This window comes from Streptomyces sp. NPDC055103 (assembly GCF_053607625.1).
Window position 1 is genome coordinate 154125 of record NZ_JBSGTX010000004.1, and the last position, 24596, is coordinate 178720.

General features: G+C 68.1%; 16 protein-coding genes, 1 tRNA gene and 1 pseudogene. 14 read left to right on the plus strand and 4 right to left on the minus strand.

What is annotated here, in order from left to right; genetic code table 11:
- The first annotated feature begins 21 nt into the window (after nucleotides 1-21).
- Nucleotides 22-1455 carry an MFS transporter gene (locus ACWFR1_RS04790; protein WP_453546469.1) on the plus strand — a complete coding sequence of 478 codons (1434 nt, stop codon included), beginning with the start codon at nucleotides 22-24 and terminating at the stop codon, nucleotides 1453-1455.
- 137 nt (nucleotides 1456-1592) lie between these two features.
- A complete protein-coding gene (locus ACWFR1_RS04795) occupies nucleotides 1593-1826 on the plus strand; it encodes a hypothetical protein (RefSeq protein WP_267043587.1) in 234 nt (77 codons plus the stop codon).
- Here the strand turns inward: ACWFR1_RS04795 and ACWFR1_RS04800 are convergent.
- Nucleotides 1805-3115, minus strand: a complete 1311-nt coding sequence (locus ACWFR1_RS04800; RefSeq protein WP_453546472.1) for a glycosyltransferase 87 family protein — start codon at nucleotides 3113-3115, stop codon at nucleotides 1805-1807. The genes ACWFR1_RS04795 and ACWFR1_RS04800 overlap by 22 nt on opposite strands.
- Before the next feature lie 124 nt (nucleotides 3116-3239).
- On the opposite strand from ACWFR1_RS04800, the gene ACWFR1_RS04805 reads away from it, so the two are divergent.
- The 7 genes from ACWFR1_RS04805 (at nucleotide 3240) to ACWFR1_RS04835 (ending at nucleotide 13146) form a co-directional block, all read left to right on the plus strand.
- Nucleotides 3240-3312: transfer RNA gene (locus tag ACWFR1_RS04805), tRNA-Ala, on the plus strand.
- 282 nt (nucleotides 3313-3594) lie between these two features.
- On the plus strand, nucleotides 3595-6465 hold the full coding sequence (gene leuS / locus ACWFR1_RS04810; protein WP_453546474.1) for a leucine--tRNA ligase: 2871 nt from the start codon (nucleotides 3595-3597) through the stop codon (nucleotides 6463-6465).
- Between the two features lie 142 nt (nucleotides 6466-6607).
- Entirely contained in the window at nucleotides 6608-7348 is a 741-nt protein-coding gene (locus ACWFR1_RS04815; RefSeq protein ID WP_453546476.1) for a hypothetical protein, read from the plus strand.
- A 119-nt stretch (nucleotides 7349-7467) separates the two neighbouring features.
- Nucleotides 7468-8313 carry a DegV family protein gene (locus ACWFR1_RS04820; protein ID WP_453546478.1) on the plus strand — a complete coding sequence of 282 codons (846 nt, stop codon included), beginning with the start codon at nucleotides 7468-7470 and terminating at the stop codon, nucleotides 8311-8313.
- Nucleotides 8314-8832: 519 nt separating this feature from the next.
- Nucleotides 8833-9411: a helix-hairpin-helix domain-containing protein gene (locus tag ACWFR1_RS04825; RefSeq protein WP_453546581.1), complete on the plus strand. Its 579-nt coding sequence runs from the start codon at nucleotides 8833-8835 to the stop codon at nucleotides 9409-9411.
- Nucleotides 9412-9490: 79 nt separating this feature from the next.
- On the plus strand, nucleotides 9491-10702 hold the full coding sequence (locus tag ACWFR1_RS04830; protein ID WP_453546583.1) for a tyrosine-type recombinase/integrase: 1212 nt from the start codon (nucleotides 9491-9493) through the stop codon (nucleotides 10700-10702).
- 17 nt (nucleotides 10703-10719) lie between these two features.
- A complete protein-coding gene (locus ACWFR1_RS04835; protein ID WP_453546481.1) occupies nucleotides 10720-13146 on the plus strand; it encodes a tyrosine-type recombinase/integrase in 2427 nt (808 codons plus the stop codon).
- Between the two features lie 48 nt (nucleotides 13147-13194).
- Here the strand turns inward: ACWFR1_RS04835 and ACWFR1_RS04840 are convergent, their stop codons facing one another.
- Nucleotides 13195-14187, minus strand: a complete 993-nt coding sequence (locus ACWFR1_RS04840) for a hypothetical protein (RefSeq protein WP_453546483.1) — start codon at nucleotides 14185-14187, stop codon at nucleotides 13195-13197.
- 163 nt (nucleotides 14188-14350) lie between these two features.
- Between ACWFR1_RS04840 and ACWFR1_RS04845 the strand changes: the two are divergent.
- The 5 genes and pseudogenes from ACWFR1_RS04845 to ACWFR1_RS04865 all read left to right on the plus strand — a co-directional run.
- Nucleotides 14351-16087, plus strand: a pseudogene (locus tag ACWFR1_RS04845) (ComEC/Rec2 family competence protein); the annotation flags it as partial.
- 434 nt (nucleotides 16088-16521) lie between these two features.
- Nucleotides 16522-17679 (plus strand): site-specific integrase, encoded by a 1158-nt coding sequence (locus ACWFR1_RS04850; RefSeq protein WP_453546485.1) that lies wholly within the window; start codon nucleotides 16522-16524, stop codon nucleotides 17677-17679.
- Nucleotides 17680-17783: 104 nt separating this feature from the next.
- A complete protein-coding gene (locus ACWFR1_RS04855) occupies nucleotides 17784-19418 on the plus strand; it encodes a hypothetical protein (RefSeq protein ID WP_453546487.1) in 1635 nt (544 codons plus the stop codon).
- The gene (locus tag ACWFR1_RS04860) at nucleotides 19415-21517 is read left to right on the plus strand and encodes an integrase (RefSeq protein WP_453546490.1); all 2103 of its coding nucleotides are present in this window, start codon (nucleotides 19415-19417) and stop codon (nucleotides 21515-21517) included. The genes ACWFR1_RS04855 and ACWFR1_RS04860 overlap by 4 nt, the downstream gene beginning before the upstream one ends.
- A complete protein-coding gene (locus ACWFR1_RS04865; RefSeq protein ID WP_453546492.1) occupies nucleotides 21514-21930 on the plus strand; it encodes a hypothetical protein in 417 nt (138 codons plus the stop codon). The genes ACWFR1_RS04860 and ACWFR1_RS04865 overlap by 4 nt, the downstream gene beginning before the upstream one ends.
- On the opposite strand, the gene ACWFR1_RS04870 is transcribed toward ACWFR1_RS04865, so the two are convergent.
- Nucleotides 21919-23160, minus strand: a complete 1242-nt coding sequence (locus tag ACWFR1_RS04870) for a hypothetical protein (RefSeq protein ID WP_453546495.1) — start codon at nucleotides 23158-23160, stop codon at nucleotides 21919-21921. The two genes, ACWFR1_RS04865 and ACWFR1_RS04870, sit on opposite strands and share 12 nt — an antisense overlap.
- Nucleotides 23126-24385 (minus strand): hypothetical protein, encoded by a 1260-nt coding sequence (locus ACWFR1_RS04875; RefSeq protein ID WP_453546497.1) that lies wholly within the window; start codon nucleotides 24383-24385, stop codon nucleotides 23126-23128. Before ACWFR1_RS04875 ends, ACWFR1_RS04870 begins: the two co-directional genes overlap by 35 nt.
- Between the last annotated feature and the right edge of the window lie 211 nt (nucleotides 24386-24596).

Here is a 24596-nt window from a genome sequence, read left to right on the forward strand (position 1 = left end):
GACCGAGGGCACGCTCATCGCATGCCCTCGACCACAACACGTCCCGCACTCAGTAAAGACGGTGGCACCGACAATCGGCCCGGGCTGCTGCTCGGCGTGGTGCTGGCCGCCCAGTTCATGGCGCTCCTCGACGTCTTCATCGTCAACGTCGCCGCCCCCACCATCCGTACCGAACTCTCCGCCTCCGGAGCCGGACTCCAGCTCGTCGTCGCCGGATACACCGTCACCTACGCGGTGTTGCTCATCACCGGGGCACGCCTCGGCGACCTGCTCGGCCACCGCCGGATGTACCTCGGCGGCCTCGCCCTCTTCACTGCCGCCTCGCTGGCCTCCGGACTCGCCGCCGGGAACGGCCAGTTGGTCGCCTTCCGGCTGGTCCAGGGCGTCGGCTCCGCCCTGATGATCCCGCAGGTGCTCAGCCTCATCCAGCGGAACTTCACCGGCGAGAGCCGGGTCCGGGCGCTCGGCGCGTACTCCGCGGTCCTGGCCACCGGCGCCGCTGCCGGTCAGGTCCTCGGTGGTGTCCTCGTCAGCGCCGACCTGTTCGGCACGGGCTGGCGGCCGGTCTTCCTCGTCAACGTCCCGATCGGACTCGCCCTGCTCGCCCTCGGCGCGCGGGTCCTCCCCCGGGACGCCCGCACGGGGCCCGAGCGGACCCGTGGCCTCGACCTGCCGGGACTGCTGCTCCTCGCGGCCGCCGTGTCCCTGCTGACCGTCCCCCTGGTCCTCGGGGAGGAGCAGGGCTGGCCGCTGTGGTCGTGGATCTCGCTCGGCGGCTCTCCGGTGCTCCTCGCCGTGTTCGTCGCGTACGAGACGGGGCTCGCGCGGCGCGGCGGCGCGCCCCTCATCGCCCCGCGCGTGCTGCGCGTTCCCGGCATGGTGCGGGCCGTCCTCCGGATCACCGTGGCGATGGGCGTCAACGCCGGGTTCCTGTTCACCCTCACCCTGCACCTGCAGGGCGGGCTCGGCCACAGCGCCCTGCGCGCCGGTCTCACCTTCGGTCCCGCCGCTGTCGCGTTCGGTGTCGTCGGACTGACCTGGCGGCGCTGGCCCGCCGGCGCGCAACGCGCCCTGATCCCGTGCGGGTTCCTGCTCGCGGCCGTCGCCGCGCTCGCCCTCGGGCTGACCCTCGCGGGCGGCGGCTCGGGCGGCTGGGTCCTCTACCCGGCCTTCTGTGGTGTGGGCGCGGGCATCGCGATGGCCTTCAGCCCCGCTCTGACCGGCGCGCTGGCCGCCGTACGGCCCGAGGACGCGGCCGACGCCGGCGGGCTGCTCGCCACCGTCACCCAGCTCGGACAGCTCATCGGAGTCGCGGCCTTCGGCAGCCTCTTCCTGGGCCGGGTGACGACTTCCGGAGCGCAGGCGTCCGCGAACGCGCTGTGGGTGACGGCCCTGGCCCTGGCCGCCGCGGCGGTCGTGGGCGCCGCGACCGGGCTGCCCCGCCGAGCGCGCTGACCCCCTTGCGGGGCCATGGCAGAATCGGACGGCCGGAGGGGGACGAGGATCCGGACGGGAGGGTGACCCAAGTGCTCGGCGACAACGGCAGGGTGTCCTATGGGTGCACGGCCTGCGGCCACAGCTGGAGCTGACTGATGGGTGCACACAGGCGGAAATGCGACTGGTGCGGCAGCGGTACGCCCATCGTGCGCGACATGGATCCCGTCAACACCGAGTTCCAGTACTGGTGCGAGGAGTGCGCGCGGGCGCTGATCATAAAAGGCGACCCCATCGAGACGTACCGCGAGCTGGAGGGGGAGCCGATCTACGGCCGGCTCCTCGACGAGCACTGCACCCTCAAGCGGTTCTACTCCTTCGCCAGAGCCTGAACCTGGGTCTGGGGCTGGGCCTGGTCCTGGCCCTGGCCCTGGTCCTGGCCCTGGTCCTGATCCTGGGCCTGATTCTGATTCCGAGCCTGGCGTCGCTCCGCCAGTACGTACCCCACGAGCAGCGCCGTCGCCGTCAGCGGATAGACGGCGGAGAGCAGCATCTGTCCCGCGTTCTGGTCAAGTTCGGGGCGGCCCGGGTCGTGCGGCACCCACCACAGCGCGAACGACGTGAAGGCCAGGGCCACCGCACCGGTCACCGGCCACGCGCGCGTGGCGCGGTCCGCGAGCAGGATCAGCAGGGGTACGCACCAGACCCAGTGGTGGGACCAGGAGATCGGGCTGATCATCAGCGCCGTGAACGCGCAGGTGATCACGGCCACCGCCTTGTCGCCGCGGAGGGCGGCGCGTACCGCGAGGACCATCGCCGCGCCGCCCATGACGGCGGCGGCCAGCACCCACCAGACGCCGGGGGCGTCCGTGTGCATCAGGCGGGCCAGGACGCCGCTGATGGACTGGTTGGCGGTCTCCTCGGCGAAGCCCACCCGGCCGGTCGCGAAGAGCGTCTCCGTCCAGAACTTCTTCGAGTCCGCCGGCAGGGCCAGCGCCACGGCCAGCGTCGTCGCCAGGAACACCCCGGTCGCCGTCACTCCCGTACGCAGCCACTGGTTCCACACCCGGTCCCGGCGCCACAGCAGCAGACCCGTGGCGAGCAGAAGGACCACGAAGAGTCCCGGTGTGAGCTTCACCGCTGTCGCGAGACCGATGCCCAGGCCGGCCCAGCGGCTGCCCTCGCGGCGGGTGAGGTCCCAGAGGACCGCCACCGCTATGAGCAGGTTGATCTGGCCGTACCGCAGCGTCGTCCACACCGGCTCGCACCAGACCACGGCCGCGGCGACCCACAGTGTCGTGCGCCACAGGTCCGTCCGGGACAGTGCCGGCCGGACCAGCTGGAGCGACAGCTGGACCAGGGCGATCACCAGGAGCAGGTTCCCCGCGGTCGCGAGCGTCCGCATCACGGGGACGCTCACCAGGGTCAGCGGGACGAACAGCAGGGCCGCGAAGGGCGGATAGGTCATGGCGAGGTTCGCCGAGGTGGCGCGCATCGCGTAGAGGTCTCCGCCGGCCCGTACGGTCTCGCCCTCGGCCCGGTAGACCATCACGTCGAGCATGTTCACGTGGGCGAGGCGTTGCGCCACCCAGAAGGCCGCGAACGAGAGCAGACAGACCGCCGCGGCGGTGGCCAGGGGCCACGGCCGGGCGCGGGTTTTGGAGAGCACGGAGACGGACACAGTCGGCGACCCTACCCGGCAGGTCGGAGGGGGTCGGAGAATCGATTTGGAGATCTGCCGGGGAGCCGGTTAATGTTCTGTCTGTCGCCGCGAGGGAAACCAAAACGGAGACGGGAAACAACGAGGGGCTATAGCTCAGTTGGTAGAGCGCCTGCATGGCATGCAGGAGGTCAGGAGTTCAATTCTCCTTAGCTCCACAGAAAAGAAGCGGGTCACCCGGATCGGGTGGCCCGCTTCTTCGCGTGTCCACGCATGGAACGCCGGTGCGGCCCGTGCGGGCGCTGCGGTACCCTGGCGCCATGCGTGCCGTACGCCTCCTGCTTACCGAGCCGCGCTGAACAGTCCCGGCGCATGACTGTCGTTCCGTCGACCGTCATCCCGCCGGAGTCGGCGCGGCTTCCCCTCCTGTGCGAGGGGCTTTTTCATTTCGCGGCAGTTCGTGGCAGTGGGCAGAGACGATCGATGGAGCTTCAAGGACCATGACCGAGATCAATACGACCGCCGAGACGGCGGCCCCGCATCGCTACACGTCGGCCATGGCCGCTGACATCGAGGCACGCTGGCAGGACTTCTGGGACGCCGAGGGCACGTACGAGGCACCGAATCCCTCCGGTGACCTGGCGGGCGACCCCGCCGTCGCCGCCCGGCCCAAGAAGTTCATCATGGACATGTTCCCGTACCCCTCGGGTGCGGGCCTGCACGTCGGCCACCCGCTGGGCTACATCGCCACGGACGTCTACGCCCGCCACGCGCGTATGACCGGCCACAACGTGCTGCACACCCTGGGCTTCGACGCCTTCGGCCTGCCGGCCGAACAGTACGCCGTGCAGACGGGCACGCACCCGCGCGTGTCCACCGAGGCCAACATGGAGAACATGAAGGTCCAGCTGCGCCGGCTGGGCCTGGGCCACGACAAGCGCCGGTCGTTCGCCACGATCGACCCGGAGTACTACAAGTGGACCCAGTGGATCTTCCTGCAGATCTTCAACTCCTGGTACGACGGTGAGGCCGGCAAGGCCCGTCCGATCGCCGAGCTGATCGAGCAGTTCGAGAACGGCACGCGCGAGGTCCCCGGCACGCGCGCGTGGAGCGAGCTGACCGCCGCCGAGCGCTCCGACGTCCTGAGCGAGTACCGCCTGGCGTACGCCTCCGACGCGCCCGTCAACTGGTGCCCCGGCCTCGGCACGGTCCTGGCCAACGAGGAGGTCACCGCCGACGGTCGCTCCGAGCGCGGCAACTTCCCCGTCTTCAAGTCCAAGCTGCGCCAGTGGAACATGCGGATCACCGCCTACGCGGACCGCCTGCTGGACGACCTGGACGCGCTGGACTGGCCCGAGGCCATCAAGCTGCAGCAGCGGAACTGGATCGGGCGCTCCGAGGGCGCCCGTGTCGACTTCCAGGTCGGCGACACCGGCGCGATCACGGTCTTCACCACCCGCCAGGACACGCTGTTCGGCGCCACCTACATGGTCCTGGCGCCCGAGCACGAGCTGATCGAGAAGATCGTCCCGGCCGTCTGGCCCGAGGGCACCCACGACGTGTGGACCGGCGGGCACGCCACCCCGTCCGAGGCCGTCGACGCCTACCGCAAGCAGGCCGCCTCCAAGTCCGACGTCGAGCGGCAGGCCGAGGCCAAGGACAAGACCGGCGTCTTCACCGGCGCGTACGCGACCAACCCGGTCAGCGGCGAGCAGGTCCCCGTCTTCATCGCCGACTACGTCCTGATGGGCTACGGCACCGGCGCGATTATGGCCGTCCCGGCGCACGACGCCCGCGACTTCGCCTTCGCGCGCGCCTTCGAGCTGCCGATGCGCTGCGTCGTCGAGCCGTCGGACGACCGCGGCACGGATCCGTCGGTCTGGGACGACGCCTTCGCCTCTTACGAGGCGAAGCTGGTCAACTCCGCCAACGACGAGATCTCGCTGGACGGCCTGGGTGTCGTCGACGCCAAGGAGAAGATCACCTCCTGGCTGGCCGACCGCGGCATCGGCGAGGGCACCGTCAACTTCCGGCTGCGCGACTGGCTGTTCAGCCGCCAGCGGTACTGGGGCGAGCCCTTCCCGATCGTCTACGACGAGGACGGCGTCGCCCACTCGCTGCCCGAGTCGATGCTGCCGCTGGAGCTGCCGGAGGTCGAGGACTACTCGCCGCGCACCTTCGACCCGGACGACGCGAACACCCAGCCGGAGACCCCGCTGTCCCGCAACGAGGACTGGGTCAACGTCACCCTGGACCTGGGCGACGGCGCCGGTCCGCGGAGCTACCGCCGCGAGACCAACACCATGCCCAACTGGGCCGGCTCCTGCTGGTACGAACTGCGCTACCTGGACCCGCACAACTCCGAGAAGCTGGTCGACCCCGCCGTCGAGCAGTACTGGATGGGCCCGCGCGAGGGCATGCCGACCGGTGGCGTCGACCTGTACGTCGGCGGCGCCGAGCACGCCGTGCTGCACCTGCTGTACGCGCGCTTCTGGTCCAAGATGCTGTTCGACCTGGGCCACATCTCCTCGGCCGAGCCGTTCCACAAGCTCTACAACCAGGGCATGATCCAGGCCTTCGTCTACCGGGACGCCCGCGGCATCGCCGTGCCGGCGGCCGAGGTCGAGGAGCGGGACGGCGCCTTCTGGTACGAGGGCGAGAAGGTCAGCCGCGTTCTGGGCAAGATGGGCAAGTCCCTGAAGAACGCGGTGACGCCGGACGAGATCTGCTCCGAGTACGGCGCCGACACCCTGCGCCTGTACGAGATGGCGATGGGCCCGCTGGACGTCTCGCGTCCCTGGGACACGCGCGCCGTGGTCGGCCAGTACCGGCTGCTGCAGCGCCTGTGGCGCAACATCGTCGACGAGTCGACCGGCGAGGTCACCGTCGTCGACACCGCGGCCGACGAGGACACGCTGCGTGCCCTGCACAAGGCGATCGACGGAGTCGCGCAGGACATGGCGGCCATGCGCTTCAACACCGCCATCGCCAAGGTCACCGAGCTGAACAACCACCTGACGAAGACCGGTGGCGCGCTGTCCCGGCCGGTCGCCGAGCAGCTGGTGCTGCTGGTCGCCCCGCTGGCCCCGCACATCGCCGAGGAGCTGTGGCGCAGGCTGGGCCACACCGACTCGGTCGTCCACCAGGGCTTCCCGGTCGCCGACCCGGCGTACGTCGTCGACGAGACCGTGACCTGCGTCGTGCAGATCAAGGGCAAGGTCAAGGCCCGCCTGGAGGTCTCCCCGTCGATCACGGACGCGCAGCTGGAGGCGCTGGCGCTGGCCGACCCGCACGTGGTCGGGGCGCTGGGCGGCGCGGAGATCCGCAAGGTGATCGTGCGTGCGCCGAAGCTGGTCAACATCGTCGCCTGACAGCACATGGTCGTCTGACGGGCACATAGGGGTTTCCCCTACGGGCAGGTTGGGGGTTCCGATGGAACCCGTGGCCTGCCCGTTCCGTTTACCGTGGAGGAACCACAGTCGTGGGGACTCGACGGATGCCGGAGGGGCGGACATGGAAGCCGCGATTATCACGATCATGGCGCTGCTCTTCTTGGCCTTCGTGGCGCTCGGGGTCTACACCACCGTGAAGGTGGCCAAGGCCGCCAAGCGCGGCGTGGACCGCACCCTGGACCAGGCCCGGCGCACGGTGGAGGACACCACGCTGCGGGCCAAGAGCTTCGGCCAGGCCGGGGCCGCGGGCGAGCTGGCCCGGCTGCGGCTCTCGCTGCGGACCTCGATGAGGGCCACGCAGGAAGCGCTCCAGGCGGGTGTCGGCGAGGACGCCTCGCTGAAGGAGTCACTCGACCTGTTCCACCGGCTCAGCGCGCACGGGCTCGAACTGGACGAGGACCTCAAGCGCATGGAGCGCGAGCCCGACAAGGCGTGGGTGGCCGGACAGCTCTCCGAGTTCACGCGGCGGACGGAGCAGATCACGGGGTCGGCCGACGCGCTGCGCCGGGCCGCTCGGGACCGGGCCCTGAGGTTCGCCGAGGACGACCTGTCGTCGCTGAGCGCCCAGATCGACGTCGAGGCGGGCGCCCTGCGGCACTGGGACACCCCGGACGCCGCCCCGGAGCAGGGCGCTGCGCCGGAAGCGTGGGGGAGTCCCGCGGCGGGGCAGGCGGGAACGTGGGGTAGTCCTGCGGCGCCGAGTCCGACGGCCGAAGACGAGACGCCCGCGATCACGGCACGTGACCCCCGTCGAACCGCCTACCCGTGGGAGAAGTCGACCCGCCCGGAGACCACGACCTGATCTGACGCGGGCTGCCCCGTGGTGCCGGAGGGAATGCCTGGGGACGCCGGGGACGCCGGAGGACGTTCGGCGGGGGGCCGGGCTGCCGCGCCGTAGCTCCGGCGGGTAACCTCCCGCTCATGTCCCGGCATGTCGCGATCGTCACCGATTCCACGGCCTACCTGCCATCCCGGACGAGGGAGCGGCACGCCATCACGACGGTTCCGCTGACCGTCGTCATCGGCGATCGCGCACTGGAGGAGGGCACCGAGATCTCGGCCCGGTCCCTCGCGGAGGCCCTGCAGAAGCGGCGGTCCGTCACCACCTCCCGGCCGAGCCCCGAGGTCTTCGCAGCCGCCTACCGCGACGCGGCGGAGGCGGGGGCGCGGGGTGTCGTCTCGCTCCATCTGTCCGCCGAGGTCTCCGGGACGTACGACGCCGCCGTACTCGCGGCGAAGGACGCCCCCGTGCCGGTGCGCGTGGTGGACACCCGCATGGTCGGCATGGCGCTTGGCTTCTGCGCCCTGGCGGCGGCGGAGGTCGCGGAGGCCGACGGCTCCCTCGACGAGGTGGTCGCGGCGGCCGAGAAGCGCGTCGCGGGAACCTCCGCCTACTTCTACGTCGACACGCTCGACTATCTGCGCCGAGGCGGGCGCATCGGCGCCGCGCAGGCGCTCCTCGGCTCCGCGCTCGCGGTGAAGCCCCTGCTCGAACTCGACGGCGGGCGGATCGAGCTGCGGGAGAAGGTGCGGACGGCCTCGAAGGCCATCGCGCGCCTGGAGGAGATCGCCGTGGAGCGGGCCGGCTCCGGCGCCGTCGACATCGCCGTGCACCACCTCTCCGCACCGGAGAGGGCCGCCGTGCTCGCCGACCGGCTCAGGGGCCGGATCCCCGGCATCGAGGAACTCCACGTCAGCGAGGTGGGGGCGGTCATCGGCGCGCACACCGGCCCGGGGCTTCTCGCGGTCGTCGTCTCACCTCGCTGAGCTGCCCCGTCCCCCGTGAGAGTGACGGAGATATCCACAACCGAAGTCTTTTCCACGGGACTTGGGTGAGTCCCGCACGGGGCCGTCGCGATCTCTACCGTCACGAGCATGGCTCTTCGTACACGTATCGCATCGATCACCACCGGAGTCTCGGCCAGGCCGGGGGCTCCGACGAGCGGGCCCGGCAGGGCACCGGGTTCGGACGGGCGCAGCGGCCCGGGAGGGCGTGGCGCGCCTCCTGGCCGGGCCCGGAGGCGCGCCCGGGTGCGCCGGGTCTCGGAGGTGTCCACGGCCGGCGTGCGGCTGCGGGGGGACGCCCTGTTCCCACCGGCGCCGCCGCCGACGCCGGTGCCGCCGGTGGGGTCCGGGACGCCGGAAGCGGCTGAGGCTCAGGCGGTGCAGGAGCGTGGTTCTCCGGTACGGCCCCGGGGGCGGCTGGCGGCGGCGTTACGGGAGCGGACTCCGCTGTGGGTGCAGACGCGGTGCGGGCTCGAGCCTCGGGCGCTGGCCGCGTTGAGCGTGGTCCTGCTTCTGGCCGCGGGCCTCGCGGGCGGGTACTTCTGGACGGGGCGGCCGGAGGCGGTACGTGCCCCTGAGATCGTCCGTGCCGCCCCCGCGGCGGCCACGCCCGTCTCACCCGTGGTGCGGGCCGGGCCGGGGAGCGAGCGAGCCCCGGGGGCCGGGCCGGGTGGGCAGAAGGTGGTGGTCGACGTCGGCGGCAAGGTGCGCAGGCCCGGAGTGCTGACCCTGCCCGCGGGCTCGCGGGTGGCGGACGCCCTGCGGGCCGCGGGCGGGGCGAAACCCGGGGCCGATCTCACCGGAATCAACCGGGCCCGCGTCCTCATGGACGGCGAACAGGTCCTGGTCGGGTTGCCGGGGTTGCCGGCCGGCGGTGCCGGTGCCGGGACCGGGGGGCCTGGGATGCCGGTGAGTCTCAACGCGGCCACCGTCGAACAGCTCGACACGCTGCCGGGCGTCGGTCCTGTCCTCGCGCAGCACATCGTCGACCATCGCGCGGAGCGAGGCGGCTTCCGGTCGGTGGCCGAGCTGCGGGAGGTCAACGGCGTCGTGTTGACCGAACTAGGCGGTGTGTCCTGACCGAGTGACATCGTGGCCTGTGTCGCCCTCGTTAGCGTCCCAATCCCCTTGGGACCTATGGGAGGGCTTCTTGACCACTGTGATGCGCGACGTACGGTCGCTCCGCGTACGGCAGATCGGCCGCCTGGTCGCTGTCGTCGACGGGCCGGTGCCGTATCAGCTGCTCGACGTCGACGGCAGCGAGGTACGTCCGGTCAGCGACTACTTCCGCGAGCTGGTCGCCAGCGACTTCAGTCCGCACAGCCTCCGTTCTTACGGACTGGCTCTGCTGCGGTGGCTGCGTTTCCTTGACGCGGTCGACGTGCCGTGGGGCAGAGCCACGCGGACGGACGTCACCGACTTCGTGTTGTGGCTGCGTGAGGCGGCGAAGCCGGGGCGGCCGAACAAGCGGGCCGGCCAGACGAATCCGGTGACGGCCAAGCGCTACCTGAACACGAACTACGCGCCCGCCACGATCGACCACAACCTCGCGGTGCTCCGGGAGTTCTACGACTATCACCTGTCGACGGGTGATGGCCCCCTGGCCAACCCGGTTCCAGCGGTGAAGTCTGCCGATGGCGGCCGGGTGCACGCCCACCACAACCCGATGGACACCTTCAAGCGGCACCGGAGGGCACCGCTGCGCCAGCGCCGCCCGAACCGAACCCCCCGCAACATCCCCGACCGGCTCTTCGACCAGGTCTTCGCCGCATTGCGCTCCAACCGGGACCGGGCCCTGATGGCGTTCTTCATCTCCACCGGCGCGAGGGCATCGGAACTGATCGGTGTCACCAACGAGCGGCTGAACACCGGGCAGCAGCTCATCGGCGTCATCCGCAAGGGCACGCGGGCCCTTCAATGGCTGCCCGCCTCCACGGACGCCTTCGTCTGGCTCAAGCTCTACCGCCACGAGCTGGCCGCCGACGCTCCGCGCGGGCCTGGAGCCCCGCTCTGGGTGACCCTGCGTCGCCCGTGGAAGCCGCTGACCTACGACGCGGCCCGGATGGTTTTCACCCGCGCCAACGGCTCGCTGGGCGCGAACTGGAGCCTTCACGACCTGCGGCATGCCGCGGCCCACCGAATGGTCGACGATCCGAAGCTGAACTTGACCGACATTCAGTGGGTGCTCGGACACGCACAGATCACCACCACGCAGATCTACACAGAGCCCCGGGACGAGGACGTGATTGAGCGGATGCGGGCACACTACGATGCCCCGGCCCGGCCCATCGCCCCGCCCAAGGCGCCGGCGGAGGGCTACCGCCCCGAGGTCCTGAAGACGCTCCTGGGAGGGACCGGCCCGTGGGCGTGATGCGATCCAACCGGACCATGGTGCCGCCGCAGCTCGCACCGGAACCGGAGGTCGACGGCCGCGGGCGCCCTGCCATCAGGCAGTGGAACATCCCACCGGCCCGACCGCGGCCGACATCCTGGCCGCACACCCAGCTCGGTTCGGGTGAGCTCCATGAGCGGGTGCTCGCTGCCTCGGAGGCCTACCGCTTCGACTACCGGCAGCTCGCGCGGCTCCGGCGGGCGACGCCGAAGCTGCTGGGTTGGTTCTCGCAGTGGCCTGGTGAGACGTGGCAGGAACGGTGGCTGGCCAGCGGCCTGGAGGAGGAAGACGCCGACTGGGCGATCAGGTTCCTCGCCTGGCGCAAGGACCGCGGCGAGTGGGTCAACCACGACGAACCCGAGGCCCGCTCGGCGATGTGCTGGCTGATCCAGGCCCAGGCCTTCCACCCGTCGCTGGAATGGGTTCTGCGCCAGCGGTTCAACTACGTGCTGTCACGCGTCCCAGCGACCTTCGACCCCGACGGGTATGCCCGACTCGTTGCCCACCTGGATGCGACAGGCCGGGATGCCCAGCGCACCCGAGCGCGGGTGATCAAGACCATCGCGCGGATCATGATGACCAAGGGCGGGTCGATCAGCGACATCACGATCGGGGACTGCCTTGAGTACGTCGAGGTCTACGACCGCGTCCTGCCCGGGAACGGCGGGAAGTACGACCGAGCCTTCTACACCGTGCTCTTCGAGTTGGGAACGTTCGGCGAACACGCCCCCGATCGACTCCGCGCGCTCACGGTCAAGGGACAGCTCACCGTCCCGGAGATGGTCGACTACTACAAGATCAGTTGCAGACCCGTGCGCGATCTACTCGTCGACTATCTGACCGTGCGGTCCGCTGACCTGGACTACTCCAGCCTGCGGCGGGTGACGCAGAATCTCTGCCAGCTGTTCTGGAAGGACCTGGAGGACCACCACCCCGGAATCAACACGCTGAAGCTCGACCAGCAGATGATCACAGCCTGGAAGGAGCGCTTGCGGACCATCCGGCACAGCCCCGGCCGGGTCGGCAAGGAGCGTTTGCAGATCCAGCCGATCCTTCTCCTCGTCCGGGCCTTCTACATCGACCTTGCACAGTGGGCGGTGCACGAGCCGACCCGATGGGGTCCATGGGTTGCCCCGAACCCCATCCCGTTGTCGGCCACCCAGATCGCGAAGGAACGCAAGAGCGCGGTGGCACGCATGCACCAGCGCACAAGAACCAGGGCACCCCTGCTGCCGACTCTGGTTGCCGCCGTCGAGCGCTGGCGCAGGGAAACCCAGGACCTCTTCGAGCGCACGGCGGCAGTCGACTTCGGCGAAGGAGTCGACATCGCCGGCGAGCGCTGGAAGCGTCATGCCGGCCGCCAGTCCGACCGTCGGCGGATCGCCGTCATCCACCCGGAGACCGGCGAGCAACGTGACCTCACCCGCGAGGACGAGCGCTCGTTCTGGGCCTGGGCATCGGTCGAGACCCTGCGACACACCGGCATGCGCATCGAGGAAGTCCTCGAACTCACCCACTACAGCTTCATCGCCTACACCCTGCCCAGCACCGGTGAAGTCGTCCCCATGCTCCAGGTCACGCCGTCCAAGACGGATCGCGAGCGTCTGCTACTGGTCTCTCCCGAACTCGGCGAGGTGCTGACCGCCGTCATCCAACGCGCCCGCGACACGAATGGATCGTTGCCACTGATCTCCCGCTACGACCCGCACGAAGGACTCCACAGCCCGCGCCTGCCGTTCCTCTTTCAACGGCGCCGCGGCTTCATCCCGACGGTGATCCCGCCCGCGTTCATCGCGAGCGTCCTACGCGAGGCACTGGAACGGGCCGGGCTCACGGACCAGACCGGTCAGGCACTGGACCTCACGCCCCACGACTTCCGCAGAATCTTCGCGACCGACGCACTGCAGGCTGGCCTGCCGCCGCATATCACCGCGAAGATCCTCGGGCACGAGGACGTGAACACCACCATGGGATACGCCGCGATCTACCCCGAGGACGTCATCTCCCACCACCGGGCCTACATCGCCCGCCGCCGGCAACTCCGCCCCAGCGAGGAGTACCACGACCTCACCAGGGAGGAGTGGGACGAGTTCATCACCCACTTCGAGCTCCGCAAGGTCGCGCTCGGCGTCTGCACCCGGGACTACGGCACCCCTTGCGTCCACGAGCACGCCTGCGTCCGCTGCCCTGCCCTCCGGCCGGATCCCGATCAGCAGGACAGGATGGAGGAGATCATCGTCAATCTTCATGCCCGGCTCGATGAAGCGCACGCTCGCGGTTGGCGCGGTGAAGTCGCCGGCCTCGAAGCCACGCTCGCTGCTGCTGAAGGCAAGCTCAAGACGATGCGTGACCTCGCCCAGAAACACGGCCGGACCGATCTCGGGATGCCGCGTTTCGGCTCGTCAATCGGACGACGGATCTGACGGCAGGCTGTCCCGCGAGCTGTGTCCGGCCCGCGGGACAGCTCGGTGTTAGCTGTTCATCCGCGGGAACGGCGTGATGATCGTGGAGGTTTCCGGCTCTGCTTCTGCCCCGAACGCAACGTTGGAGGCTGGGGACTCGTCGGCAACAAGAAGCTCCGGCTGCGCGAACTTCTTGGTGGCATCCAGAACGTCGGGGACGGGGAACTCTCGCCGCTCGATATAGACGCGGGCGACCTCCCGGTCGATGGGGCTGGGGAGATCCACTTCCTTGGGCATCTTGAAGTCGGTTTCACAGAGGGCCTGCACGATCCGCCACCCCTCATAGAAGACCTGCATGAAGCTGCCGTCGTGCGGCATCGGGCAGACGATCAGGTTCTTCTGTTCGTCCTTCTTGATCGCGTCAGAGGCTCCCGACTTGCTGGGAACGATGGCGACGCGCAGCCCCCTGGCCGCTTCGAGGTGCGACCGGTTGATCTTGACCGTGGTGCCCACCCAGTGGTCGGGCTCGGTGGACCCCAGGAAGAGGTCCGCCTTCCACAGGCCCCTGATGCTCTGAGGCAGCTGCGCGCGGGTGCTGGGGCGCCGGAAAGCAGCGGCGAGCCGGTTGAGATGTGCCTTCAGCTTGACCGGCTGCCCGCGTTCTCCGGACAGAACCCTCGAATCGGTCGTGATGAGGTCGATCTCTGTGGAGATCAGCTGCTGAGACCCGCTCTTCTCGATGGCGAACAGGATCGACGAGGGGTCGCCCTTGTTGATCTTGCACTGCGCCAGCGCGTCGGCCACTCGTTCAACGACGATGGGGACGCCGCTGACGACCGCATCATGGACGGCGTATTCAAACGCGATGCCGGTATCGCCGTCGCCCTGGCTCCTGATCTTGCCCAGGAGCTTCAGCTTTATGCCCTCACGGGGCCCGACGCCGCTCAGGGTGTCCTGGCTGATCGAGTGATAGATCCCCGCGATGATCGGCCGGGTGACCGCTACGAGGGCACTTACCTCATCAGCTACAGGGTTGTTCTGCCGCTCGGCACGAATCTGCACGCATCACCTGCTTCTACTCCGGGCGACTCGGGGCAATACCGCTGTGACCGCCCCGTCCACGCCCCTTCCGACGCTTCTAACTCAAGTCTAGGACCCGGGTCTGACAGTGGTTCGGATAAATCGGCGAGCGGCGGTTCGCCGACCTCGAACCGCTGGTCCGGCCGTGAACCGGGAGGCAGCGGCGGAGGGGCCGGTCGATCTGCGGCTCGTTCCCCTGGCGCTGGCGGCCTGGGCGGCAGCGGCCTGTGCGGTGGGCGTCACCGGGTGGTGGACGGTGGCCGGTGTCACCGTCTGCCTGGTGGGGGCGGCCGTCCTGCTCGCTCCGGTCCTGGCCCGGCGGTTCGACGGCGCGGGAGGGGAGCCGGACGCGCGGGAGGCGGCCCCGGCGACGTCCGGGTGGAGGTTGCGGACGACCGCGTGTGCGGGGGTCCTGCTCTGCGCCGCGGCCGGGGCGGTCTCGGCGGGCCTGCACACGGCGGATCTGCGGCGCGGTCCCGTACCGGCTCTGGCGCGGGAGTACGTCCGGGCGCAGCTGGAGGTCACCGTCATCTCCGACCCGCGGCTCACCCGGCCCCGGGTGCGGGGCAACGCCATGGCGCCGGTCTCGGTCGTCCTCGACGGCGAGGTGACCCGCGTCGAGCGGACGGACGGTGCGGCGCACCGGACGCGAGCGCCGGTGCTGCTGGTCGTGCCGCCGGGGGAGGGGCGGGAGGCGTGGTTGCGGCTCCTTCCTTCGACCCGGCTGAGCGTCGGAGCCCGGCTGGCGCCGCCGCTGCGCTCTGGTGAGCCGTTCGCCGCGGTGGTCAAGGTCGACGGAGCGGGACCGCCACGGGTCGTCGGGCAGCCGAGCGCGCCGCAGCGCTCGGCGGGCGAGCTGCGCGCCGGGCTGCGGAGGGCGACCGAGGGGCTCGCCCCGGACGCGCGTGCCCTGCTGCCGGGCCTTGTCGTCGGGGACACCTCCAGGATCGGACCCGAACTGCGCGACGCCTTCGAGGCCACCGACCTCACCCATCTCCTCGCGGTCTCCGGCAGCAACCTCTCCGTCGTCCTGCTCCTGCTCATCGGGCGTCCCGGAAGGGCGCACCAGGTGGAGCGGGGCGGGCTCGCGCCCCGGCTCGGGCTCTCACTGCGGGCGACCGCGGTGGCCGGGGGAGCGCTGACGCTGGCCTTCGTGGTCGTGTGCCGGCCCGATCCGAGCGTGCTGCGCGCAGCGGCCTGCGGGCTCGTCGTCCTCCTGGCGATCGGTACAGGGCGGCGGAGATCGCTGATCCCCGCGCTGGCCGCCGCCGTCCTGCTCCTGGTGCTCTACGACCCCTGGCTGGCGCGGAGTTACGGGTTCCTGCTCTCGGTCCTGGCGACCGGGGCCCTGCTGACGGTCGCTCCACGGTGGAGCGAGGCGCTGCGGCGGCGCCGGGTGCCGGGGCGGCTCGCGGAGGCGCTGGCGGCGGCCCTCGCGGCGCAGGCGGTGTGCGCGCCGGTCGTCGTGGTCTTCGCCGCCCGGGTGAGTCTGGTCGCGATCCCGGCGAACCTCTTCGCCGAACTGGCGGTCGCGCCCGCTACGGTGCTCGGCTTCGCCGCGCTCGCCCTGGCGCAGGTGTGGGAGCCGGCCGCGGTGGCGACGGCGTGGGTGGCGGGGTGGCCGGCCGGGTGGATCGCCGGGGTGGCCCGCGCGGGCGGGGAGCTGCCGGGTGCCCAGCTGGCCTGGCCAGGCGGATGGTGGGGCGGGCTGGCCCTCGCGCTGCTCACTGGGCTCGTGCTGCTCGGGGCGCGCAGAGCACCGTACCGGGGGTGGCTGGGTGTGCTTGTCGCGGCGGTGCTCTTCCTGGTGGTCGTGCGGCCGGTGCCGGTGGCCCGGTGGGCCACCGGGTGGCCGCCGCCGGGCTGGGTGTTCGCGATGTGCGGCCTGTTCCCTGTTGGATCAGCGTGTTGAAGCTGATCTAGCAAGGTGGTGCTGTGGCGGGGTGGCGAAGGTACTGGGTTCCGACGAGACGAGTGATCACGTCGGACCGAGTCCCAGTGTTGGCAGGTTGGGGAGACCTCGGGCAACGTGAGGTCCATACCGGAATCCACCCTGGCGATCCGATCCTGCTGTCGCCGGACTATCAAATTGATCCGGTGCTGAGTCACTTCCTGTGTCGTACATCGTTTGCTCGGCTTGAGCGAGAGACGAAGCGCAACTACACGGACGACTACTGCCTGTTCTTCGACTTTCTTTGGGCCCGCGGCCGCACCTGGAACGAGGCGACGTCTGACGACTTGTGGGACTTCGAAGACTGGCGCACGAGGTCGCCGCGCAATCCTCGGAGAGTCGGGGGCGACCGTTGGAATCGGTGCTTGGCCGCGCTGACGCGTCTCTACACGTGGGCCGTCGACCACGAGCACACAGGAACGAACCCGGTCGAGATGAAGTCCGTCCGGAATCGGTACGGCGACATCGTCTCGGTGCCGGCGGGCCGCGCCGAGCACGCCCGGATGAGCAATGTCAGGTGGCTGACTCCGCGGGCGTTTCGTCTGTGGGTCGATGTCGGACTCCGTGGGCATACGGCCGAAGGGCTGCCCGATCCGAGCTGGCAGGGGCGCTTGTCTGATAGGAACGCTGCCTACGCGAGCTTGCTCTTCTCCTCGGGGGTGCGGAGGACGGAGGGGGCTTCGCTGCTGACGATCGAGATTCCCCGCACGCGTCTGGAAGGCGGCCGTTACTACACCGGCCGTTTGGCACGGGCGGTGACGAAGTCGAAGAAGGCTCGGACGTTTTACACCTCGGCGGTCGTGGTTGGCGAGATCGAGGGATACACGGAGTCGACCCGGGCGAGGCTAGTCCGCCGGGCACAGATCAAGGGCCGGTATGAACGCCTGCCCGAGTGGCGCCTGGTCACCCATGAGACCGGTCGCCTGAAGCGGGTGCTGCACTGGCGGGACCAGGACGGCGTGGTCGGACAGACCCCGCTGAACGAGGCAACGGTCGAAGAGCGGATGACCTTCTTCACGGAAGGACCGCTAGGGCCGGAGCCGTTGTGGCTCTGGCTCAACGAGAGCGGGCTCCCGTTCCACCCGGACTCCTGGGAGAACGTCTTCAGAGCAGGTTCGGACCGTTGCGAGGACGTCCTGTCGGGCATCCTCTCGGATCCACCGTTTGCCACCCCCCACATGGCCAGGCACAGCTTCGCGCTTTACATGCTCGTCGTCCTCAACCACCTCGTGGACCAGCGGATGGGCCTCACACCGGAGGAACGGAGAGACTTCCGGCTGCTTTATGGCGATCCCTGGAATATGGTCAAGGACCTGCTCGGTCATGCCGAGCTGACTACGACGAGGAAGATCTACCTCGCGCCCGTCGCCGACCTTCAGCTGCGATCTTTGCTGGTTGACCAGATTCCCGACGCAAGCCTAGCTACGAGGCTGTCGGAAGAACGACTGAACAGCACGTTCGCGCGCATCGCGCGCGAGAGCGAGGGCATTCAGGACCTCGACGAGCAGTTGGTGAGTGCATGAGCCGACGAGGCCGTTCCGCAGCCCTGCCGCCGCAGCCCCACCGCCGGCCACTGGTTCTGGAGCCAGGCCTTGTTCTGGTCCGCCACCGTGACCGCGATGGCGCCATGCGGAGTTACGACTTCGCCGAACTCCCGGTCCCGACACCTATGCAGCGGTCGTGGGCGGTGCTGTTCGCCGCACGCTGCGAGCCGGGAGGAGGCTGGAACGCCCTGTCGGCGAGTCTGGCCACCTGGCGGCAGTTGCAGACCTTCGCGCGATTCCTCGCCATGGAGGAAACCCCACCCACCGACATCCCCGACCTGACAGCGGGCCTTTGGAACCGCTGGCGGCTCAGCCGTTCTCAAAACGCCTCCGGCCGCGCTCAGATCACCCGCGTCGCGGCCTTCCTCCAGAGGGACGCACGAGTGACCGGGCCGCTCATAGAGGTGATGGCGAAACGCGTCCCCCTAGTAAAGAAGACCGAGACGGCCTTGCCACCCGACGAGTTCACCCAGGTCCGCACCACGGCACAGCGGATGTTCCGCACCGCTCACCTGCGGATCAGCGAGAACACCGTGCTCCTGCAGAAGTGGAGGGCCGGGGCGGTCGTGCCGGACACCCGTGAGCATCTGATCGGCGAGGCGCTGGACACTCTGGCCCGCACCGGCAACGTCCCGCGCTATCAGGGAACCGACGGCCGAGTCCGGGTCATCAACCGCTACAGCGTCGCCCTGGGCGGGGAGAATGCACTGCACACCTGGCGGCGGCTCTTCCTGAACCGGATGGAGGCCGTCGCCCTGGCGGTGTTGCTGTCCGCCGAGCAAGGCCTCAACGCGACCACTGTCTCCAAGTTGCGTGTCCCACGCGCGACGCCGAGCTCCGGTGAGAACGGGATTCCCGTCTATCGCCTGGAGCTGGAGAAGGCCCGCCGAGGCGCTGGCCGACACTTCGAGACCAGGAACCTCACCGACTTCGGGCCCGACTCCCCGGGCCGACTGATCACCAAGGCTCTACAAGCCACGGCACCGGCCCGGCAAGCCGTCGCCGAGCTTGATCCCGACGTGGACCGACTCCTGATATGGCGCGAGAACTACCCCAGGGACCGCACCGTCCCGGAGAACCTGTGGGTCGAGATGTTCGGCATCGGACTGCACGACGCGGCGGCCAGCGACTGGGCCCGCAAGACCGGTTTGCCCGGCTCACCGATGAGACGTCTCCGCAAGACCGTCAACGCCCTGCACCGACGTGAACCAGGCCAGAACTCCCAGGACACGCACGACGGTGTCTACGTGCTACCTGAGCCCCAGGTCCAGGAAGCGGCGATCCCAGTGATCGCCGCGGGCATCAGCGAGGCCCTCGATCAGGCACGCAACACGGTCCTGCGGGCCCGGCTCAGCGATGGACCTGCACCGGACGCCCTCGAAACGGCCACAACCGACTGCACCGACTACGGCAACAGCCCGTTCACCCCGGTCGGAACCGGCTGCCGCGCGTCGTTCCTGCTCTGCACCGCCTGTCCGAACGCCCGTGTCACCCCCGTTCACCATCCCCGCCTGGCCCACTTGCACCGCAGCCTCAAAAGCCTGCGGGACGTCCTCGCCCCCGATCTCTGGGACGCTGACTGGCACGACGCGCACGCCCGTCTCGAAGACCTCAAAGCCAGGCTCGGCGAGCCCGTTTGGCAGCAGGCACTGGCTGGCGTCACAGCCGAGGACCGAGGGATCATCGACCACCTTCTGAACGGACACTACGACGCGTGACAATCCTCCTCGCCGCTGGACACTCCCGGCCCACGGCACAGACCCTGGTCATCGACGCCGCGCTCGTCGTCAGCCCCGACGAGCCCATGTCCTGCTATGGCGACGCGACATGGTCCCTGGCTCCGCTGAACGCCAACCCGAGCGTCGAGCGCAAGAGCATCCACTGGGCCAAGTTCCCCCGAACCACCCAACACGAACTGCGGCAGATCACACACGCGTTCATCAACGGGAGCCTGCCGGACTCCTTCCTGCGCGGCCGGTCGGGGGCCTGGCGAACCCGCATGAACGCCGAAAGCATCTACGAAGTCGCCATGGTCTGGCGGGACTTCGCCCGCTGGATGCACGCCGCGGAAATCACGAGCGTGGCAGACTGCGACGACCAGACCTACACCGAATACATCGCTCATCTGGTACGCGAACGTGGACTCTCGCGGTCCACCGTCCTGCACCGTATGACCGCGCTGACCCGCCTTTGGGTCTTCGACACGATCAGCATCGCTCCGCATGGCGTCGCCCAACCTCCCTGGGAACGCGAAGGGGTCGACGACTATCTCCCGCCTGCGACAGACGGCAGCGGCGAGAACTCCGCCGAGCCGATCACACCGGCAACTATGGGGCCGCTGCTGATCTGGGCCATGCGGACAGTCGATGACCTGGCCCCCGACATCCTGGCTGCCTGGACGGAGAAGAATAGGCTAATCGAGCGGGCCGAGAATGCGATCGCCACCAATGAGTCACTGGCCTCTCTGAAGGCCTATCTGCACGAGATTGCCGCGGCCGGCGGGCCCATCCCCATGCACATCCACGCGGGCAAGCACGTCACCTCGGTGAGCTACATCGCCGGTCTCACCGGCGCCTCGATCGGCCAGGTGTCCAACATGACCCGTCGCAAGGCCTGGCGGGACTACCGGGCCCAACACCCGGGACGGAGCCCGCTGCCCGCGACCATCACCGCGCTCGTCCACGGCCGCAGGTGGGCGGACTCCATCGACTTCGCCGACGCCGACGTGCTGATGCGGCACCTGGGCACGGCCTGCTTCATTGTCCTGGCCTACCTCACTGGCATGCGCCCCGGCGAGGTACTCGGACTACGCACCGGCTGCTGCCCCCAACCGGCAACCGGCCGGCACCTCATCTTCGGCAACACCTACAAGACCGCTCGGGACGAGAACGGAAACCACCACTCCGGAGGCGAACTCCGAGAGGCTCCCTGGGTTGCGATCGAGCCGGCGGTGAACGCCATCCGCATCCTGGAGGAGATCGTCCCCAATGAGAGTCTCCTCTTCGACTCCAGCGCCCATGACTTCCCCAACCACCGCCCCGATAATGCCGGTTCGCTTCTCGCCCATACGATGAACAGCAGGATTGAGGACTTTATCTCCTGGGCCAATGACCTGGCGCACCATCTCGATCTGCCAACCGAGGTTGTCCCTCCCGATCTACACGGCAGGGTCGGAACATCGCGATTCCGGAGGACGCTGGCCTGGCACATCGCCCGCCGCCCCGGCGGACTGGTCGCGCTCGCCGTTCAGTACGGCCATCTTCGGACTACCGTCAGCGCGGGATACGCCGCTCGAAGCCGCGACGGAATCCATACCCTCCTCGACATCGAAACGGCACGGGCCACCGCGGACACACTCATGAGCCTGCACGAGGGCCTCGCCGAAGGCGCCGGCCTGTCGGGTCCCGCGGCCCGCCGAGCCATCCACGCAGCAGCCCAAGTTCCGACCTTCGCCGGTTCGATCCGCACCGCCCGCCAGGCCCAGGACATCCTCAGGAACCCCGTCCTCGCCGTTCACGACAACCCTCACGCCTACCTGATGTGTGTCTACAACCGAGAAAAGGCGCTCTGCCACCGGACTACCGCCGCCGACACTCCGTCGCTCGATCGCTGTGTGTCCTCTTGCGTCAACATCACTCGCACCGATCAGCACGCTGCCGAAATGACCTGGCAGGCCGAGTCCTTGGAGAAGCAAGCGGCCTCTGAATCGGTCCCCTTGCCGCTGGCTGACCGGATCCGAGACCAGGCCGACCGGCTCCGCATGCTGGTCGAGCACCACCGCAGCAACCGTATTACCCGCGAGGAGACTTCCGCATGAGCCCCGCCCCCGACGAACGCGACCGGATCAAGGCCGCAATAGACCGAATCCTGGCGGGCACTCCTGAGGAATCCAACGGCGCACTCACTATCGTCGCCCTCGCCATCGAAGCCGGAGTTCCACGCAATGCGCTCACCCAACGCCATCTCGATCTGAAGAACGACTTCTATGAGAGGGTTCGAGCCCGAGGCGGCACCCCCGACCAAGAACGGCGACTCCGAAAGCAGGTTGTCAAACTCAAGGAACTTCGCGTTGCCGATGCCGAGGAAATCCAGCAGCTACGGACTGACGTCGAAGCACTGATCGGAGCCCTACACCAATCGGAGTCGGAGAATCGACAACTCCGACTCCGATTGGCTGAGCGCGCGGGGAAGCTCCGAGTCCTGCCACCCCAGCCAGTATCACGTTCCTGAAGGATCTGCCTCGCCTGCATGGATTTCGACGCTGATTTCGTCTCCGGGCATGGCAGGTCCGACCAGCGCCTGTTCCAGTTCATCGAAACTGGCCCCGCACCCTCGCAAGAAGGCAGAGATCAGGCGCCGCGATCGCCCAAACGCGTCCCTTTGCAGACCGAGGCGTCCGACAACCGAGGCGTCGATATGCCTTTGGTGAGTCAGACGTTCAAAGATGAAGATGTCCATTTGGCGGGGAAGAACACGGGCGACTGGAGCATCACTTTTCAATCTCCAGCAGAGTTCCGCTAGGGAAGCGGCATAGTCAGGAGGCTCGGGCAGGAAAGCACCGATCGCCTCGGTGCGGATCTCGGGGGCAACTCTTGCCGCAGACAGGATGCCGGCGACGAACTTATCGACCGAGTCCGAGATCTTCCGCATTTGATGCATCGGGACGGCGCCCTCTGCGAGCCTTTCTGAAACGAGAGCGTCCCAGGCGTTTCTGTCGAGCGTGACTGCGGTCGAAGAGGCCGCAACCAACTTCAGGGTGAGGATGCTGACGCTTTCTGATGCCAGCCACCTGACGGCGCGAGCCTCCGCGTCTTGGAGTCGAGGGGTCCAATACTTGCTGATTCCTTGGAGTAGATCGAGCAGTTGCTTGATCGCCAAGAAATGGTCAAGGAAAAGAACTTCGCCACGCAGGAACCAGAATGCTCGCTCTAGATCCGGTACACGCTTGCAGGTTTCCCGAACTTCCTTTTCCAGGATCAGTGCGCTTACACCATGAGAGCCGAGATCTGCCATCTTGCCGACGGCGTTACTTTCCCTGCGCTCAAAATCTTGGACACTCTGGGCCGCGACATCCAGGCTCCGCCCCAAGTCGCGAATTCGGCTGGTGACACCTTTGGCCATCGTTAGTTCTGCGGCGTCAGCGCCGACGAGTTCACGCAGCCCGCGGAGCCATACGAGCCTATCCAGCGGCTTTTCCGCGCTTTTGCCAGTCCCGGATTTGACCTCACCAATGTGTTTGATCAGGGAGAGGTGGGGGCTGAAGTCGAAAGCAAAGAGATCCAGATCCGTGACAAGGATCGGCTCTTGGTAGTAACGCTGGAGATTGACGCCATACCGGGCATAGTAACCTTCCCAGAACCAGAGTTGAGCAACCCGGGCTTCCAGCTGTTCTCCGATGGGAGGTGACTTCGGGGTGGCCCCCCCGCTACCGCCCGAACGGGCTCTCGTGCCTGACTGCACGCTGGGCTTCCTTCCTCAGTTCGAGAATTGCAGCGGTCGTGATCTCATCGCTGGCTGCGTCATCGGGCATCATAGATCGGTCCTCTTCCGGCGTCATGAAGGAACCGGGGACATTTTCCATCTTCAACGAAGACGAGCCACTGCCGGGAATATTGCCGACGCTTGCCTTGAGCCAGTCGAGGCCATCCCGAACGATTTCTTCCTTGATCAACTTAAGGAAGGCTCTCCCATTGGAAAGCTCCTCGACCCGCACGACTCCAGCGGACTCTAGAAGGTGATAGTCCGTTCCGATGTTGGTGGCCGGACCGACGGACCTGGAGTTCAGGAGCTTTGAGACGAGGACGACTGGGTCGTTGATCCTGCCCAGGCCGAGTCGGGCTTTTTCCTGCCCGAAGAGGATGTGAGCGAGGAACAGCTTACGCAGGTGCAGTGCCTCAGTCGTCGTCGACTGGTCATCTGTGGTTTGAACGAGCGGGGAGAAGACGTAGGTCTGTGACAGAGGTTGGCCATGGGCGCTAGATTTCACAGTTGCGGCCTGGATCAGACCGACCTTGCGCGCGCTTCGAATGATGGCAGGATTGCCTCCCATGATATCCAGAGTGGAACCAGGGCGGGCGGTTGCTTTCTCGCAGATGGCGAGCAGCGCATCCCGTTCGTTCGGGGGGAGGGACTGGAGGAAGGATGCGATCTGGACCTGGCCGGTTCCCCAGACGTTCGGGTTGAAGACGACATCTTCGTTTAGGTCACTAGAGAAGACCCGGCGATTGACCGAAGTTGCGAGAGAGTAGCCCAGCCCCTTCGCGGCCGCGTCGTCTCCGATTCCTCGCTTGACGATCTGATCAAGATGCTGGGTCTTAGTGAGTGGCGCCCAAGAGGCGATCTCGATGCTGTGAAGAAGTGCAAGTTCATTCTCGGAAGGACCCAAGATCCCCAAGACCTTGAATGCCTGATGGATAACGGTTCCTGAGACTCCGATGAACTCCTCGACATGCGCGATGGCGCCATCGGTGGCCAGCGTGTAGTCGATGACGTCTGCCTGCTTGAGAACCGGGAGGATCTGCGAGACAAGATCCATGTCAGCGATGCCGGCCTGCCTCGCGAATTGCCGAATGAGATCAGGGCTGGATACCCTGCTGAATCCGTGAAGGCGCGAGGCGAAATCCATGGCCTGACCGGCACGAAGCAATGTCGCAATATCGGCCCGGATGACGTTGTTCGTCACCATCGGAGCCTGCTGTAGAAGAAAAATGACGGCTCTTCCAAGTCGACGCTCAGCGGCGTCGGCACCGTCCTGGCCAGTCCCCACCATGGCACCCGTCCCTACATCACCAATGTGACTTGTCATCATAAGCCAAGTAACTGGTTGCGCTCGGTGGCATCTGGAGCCCCTGTCGGGCAGGCCGGGAGGGCCTTGTTCCCCAGTCGCGAGACCCCAT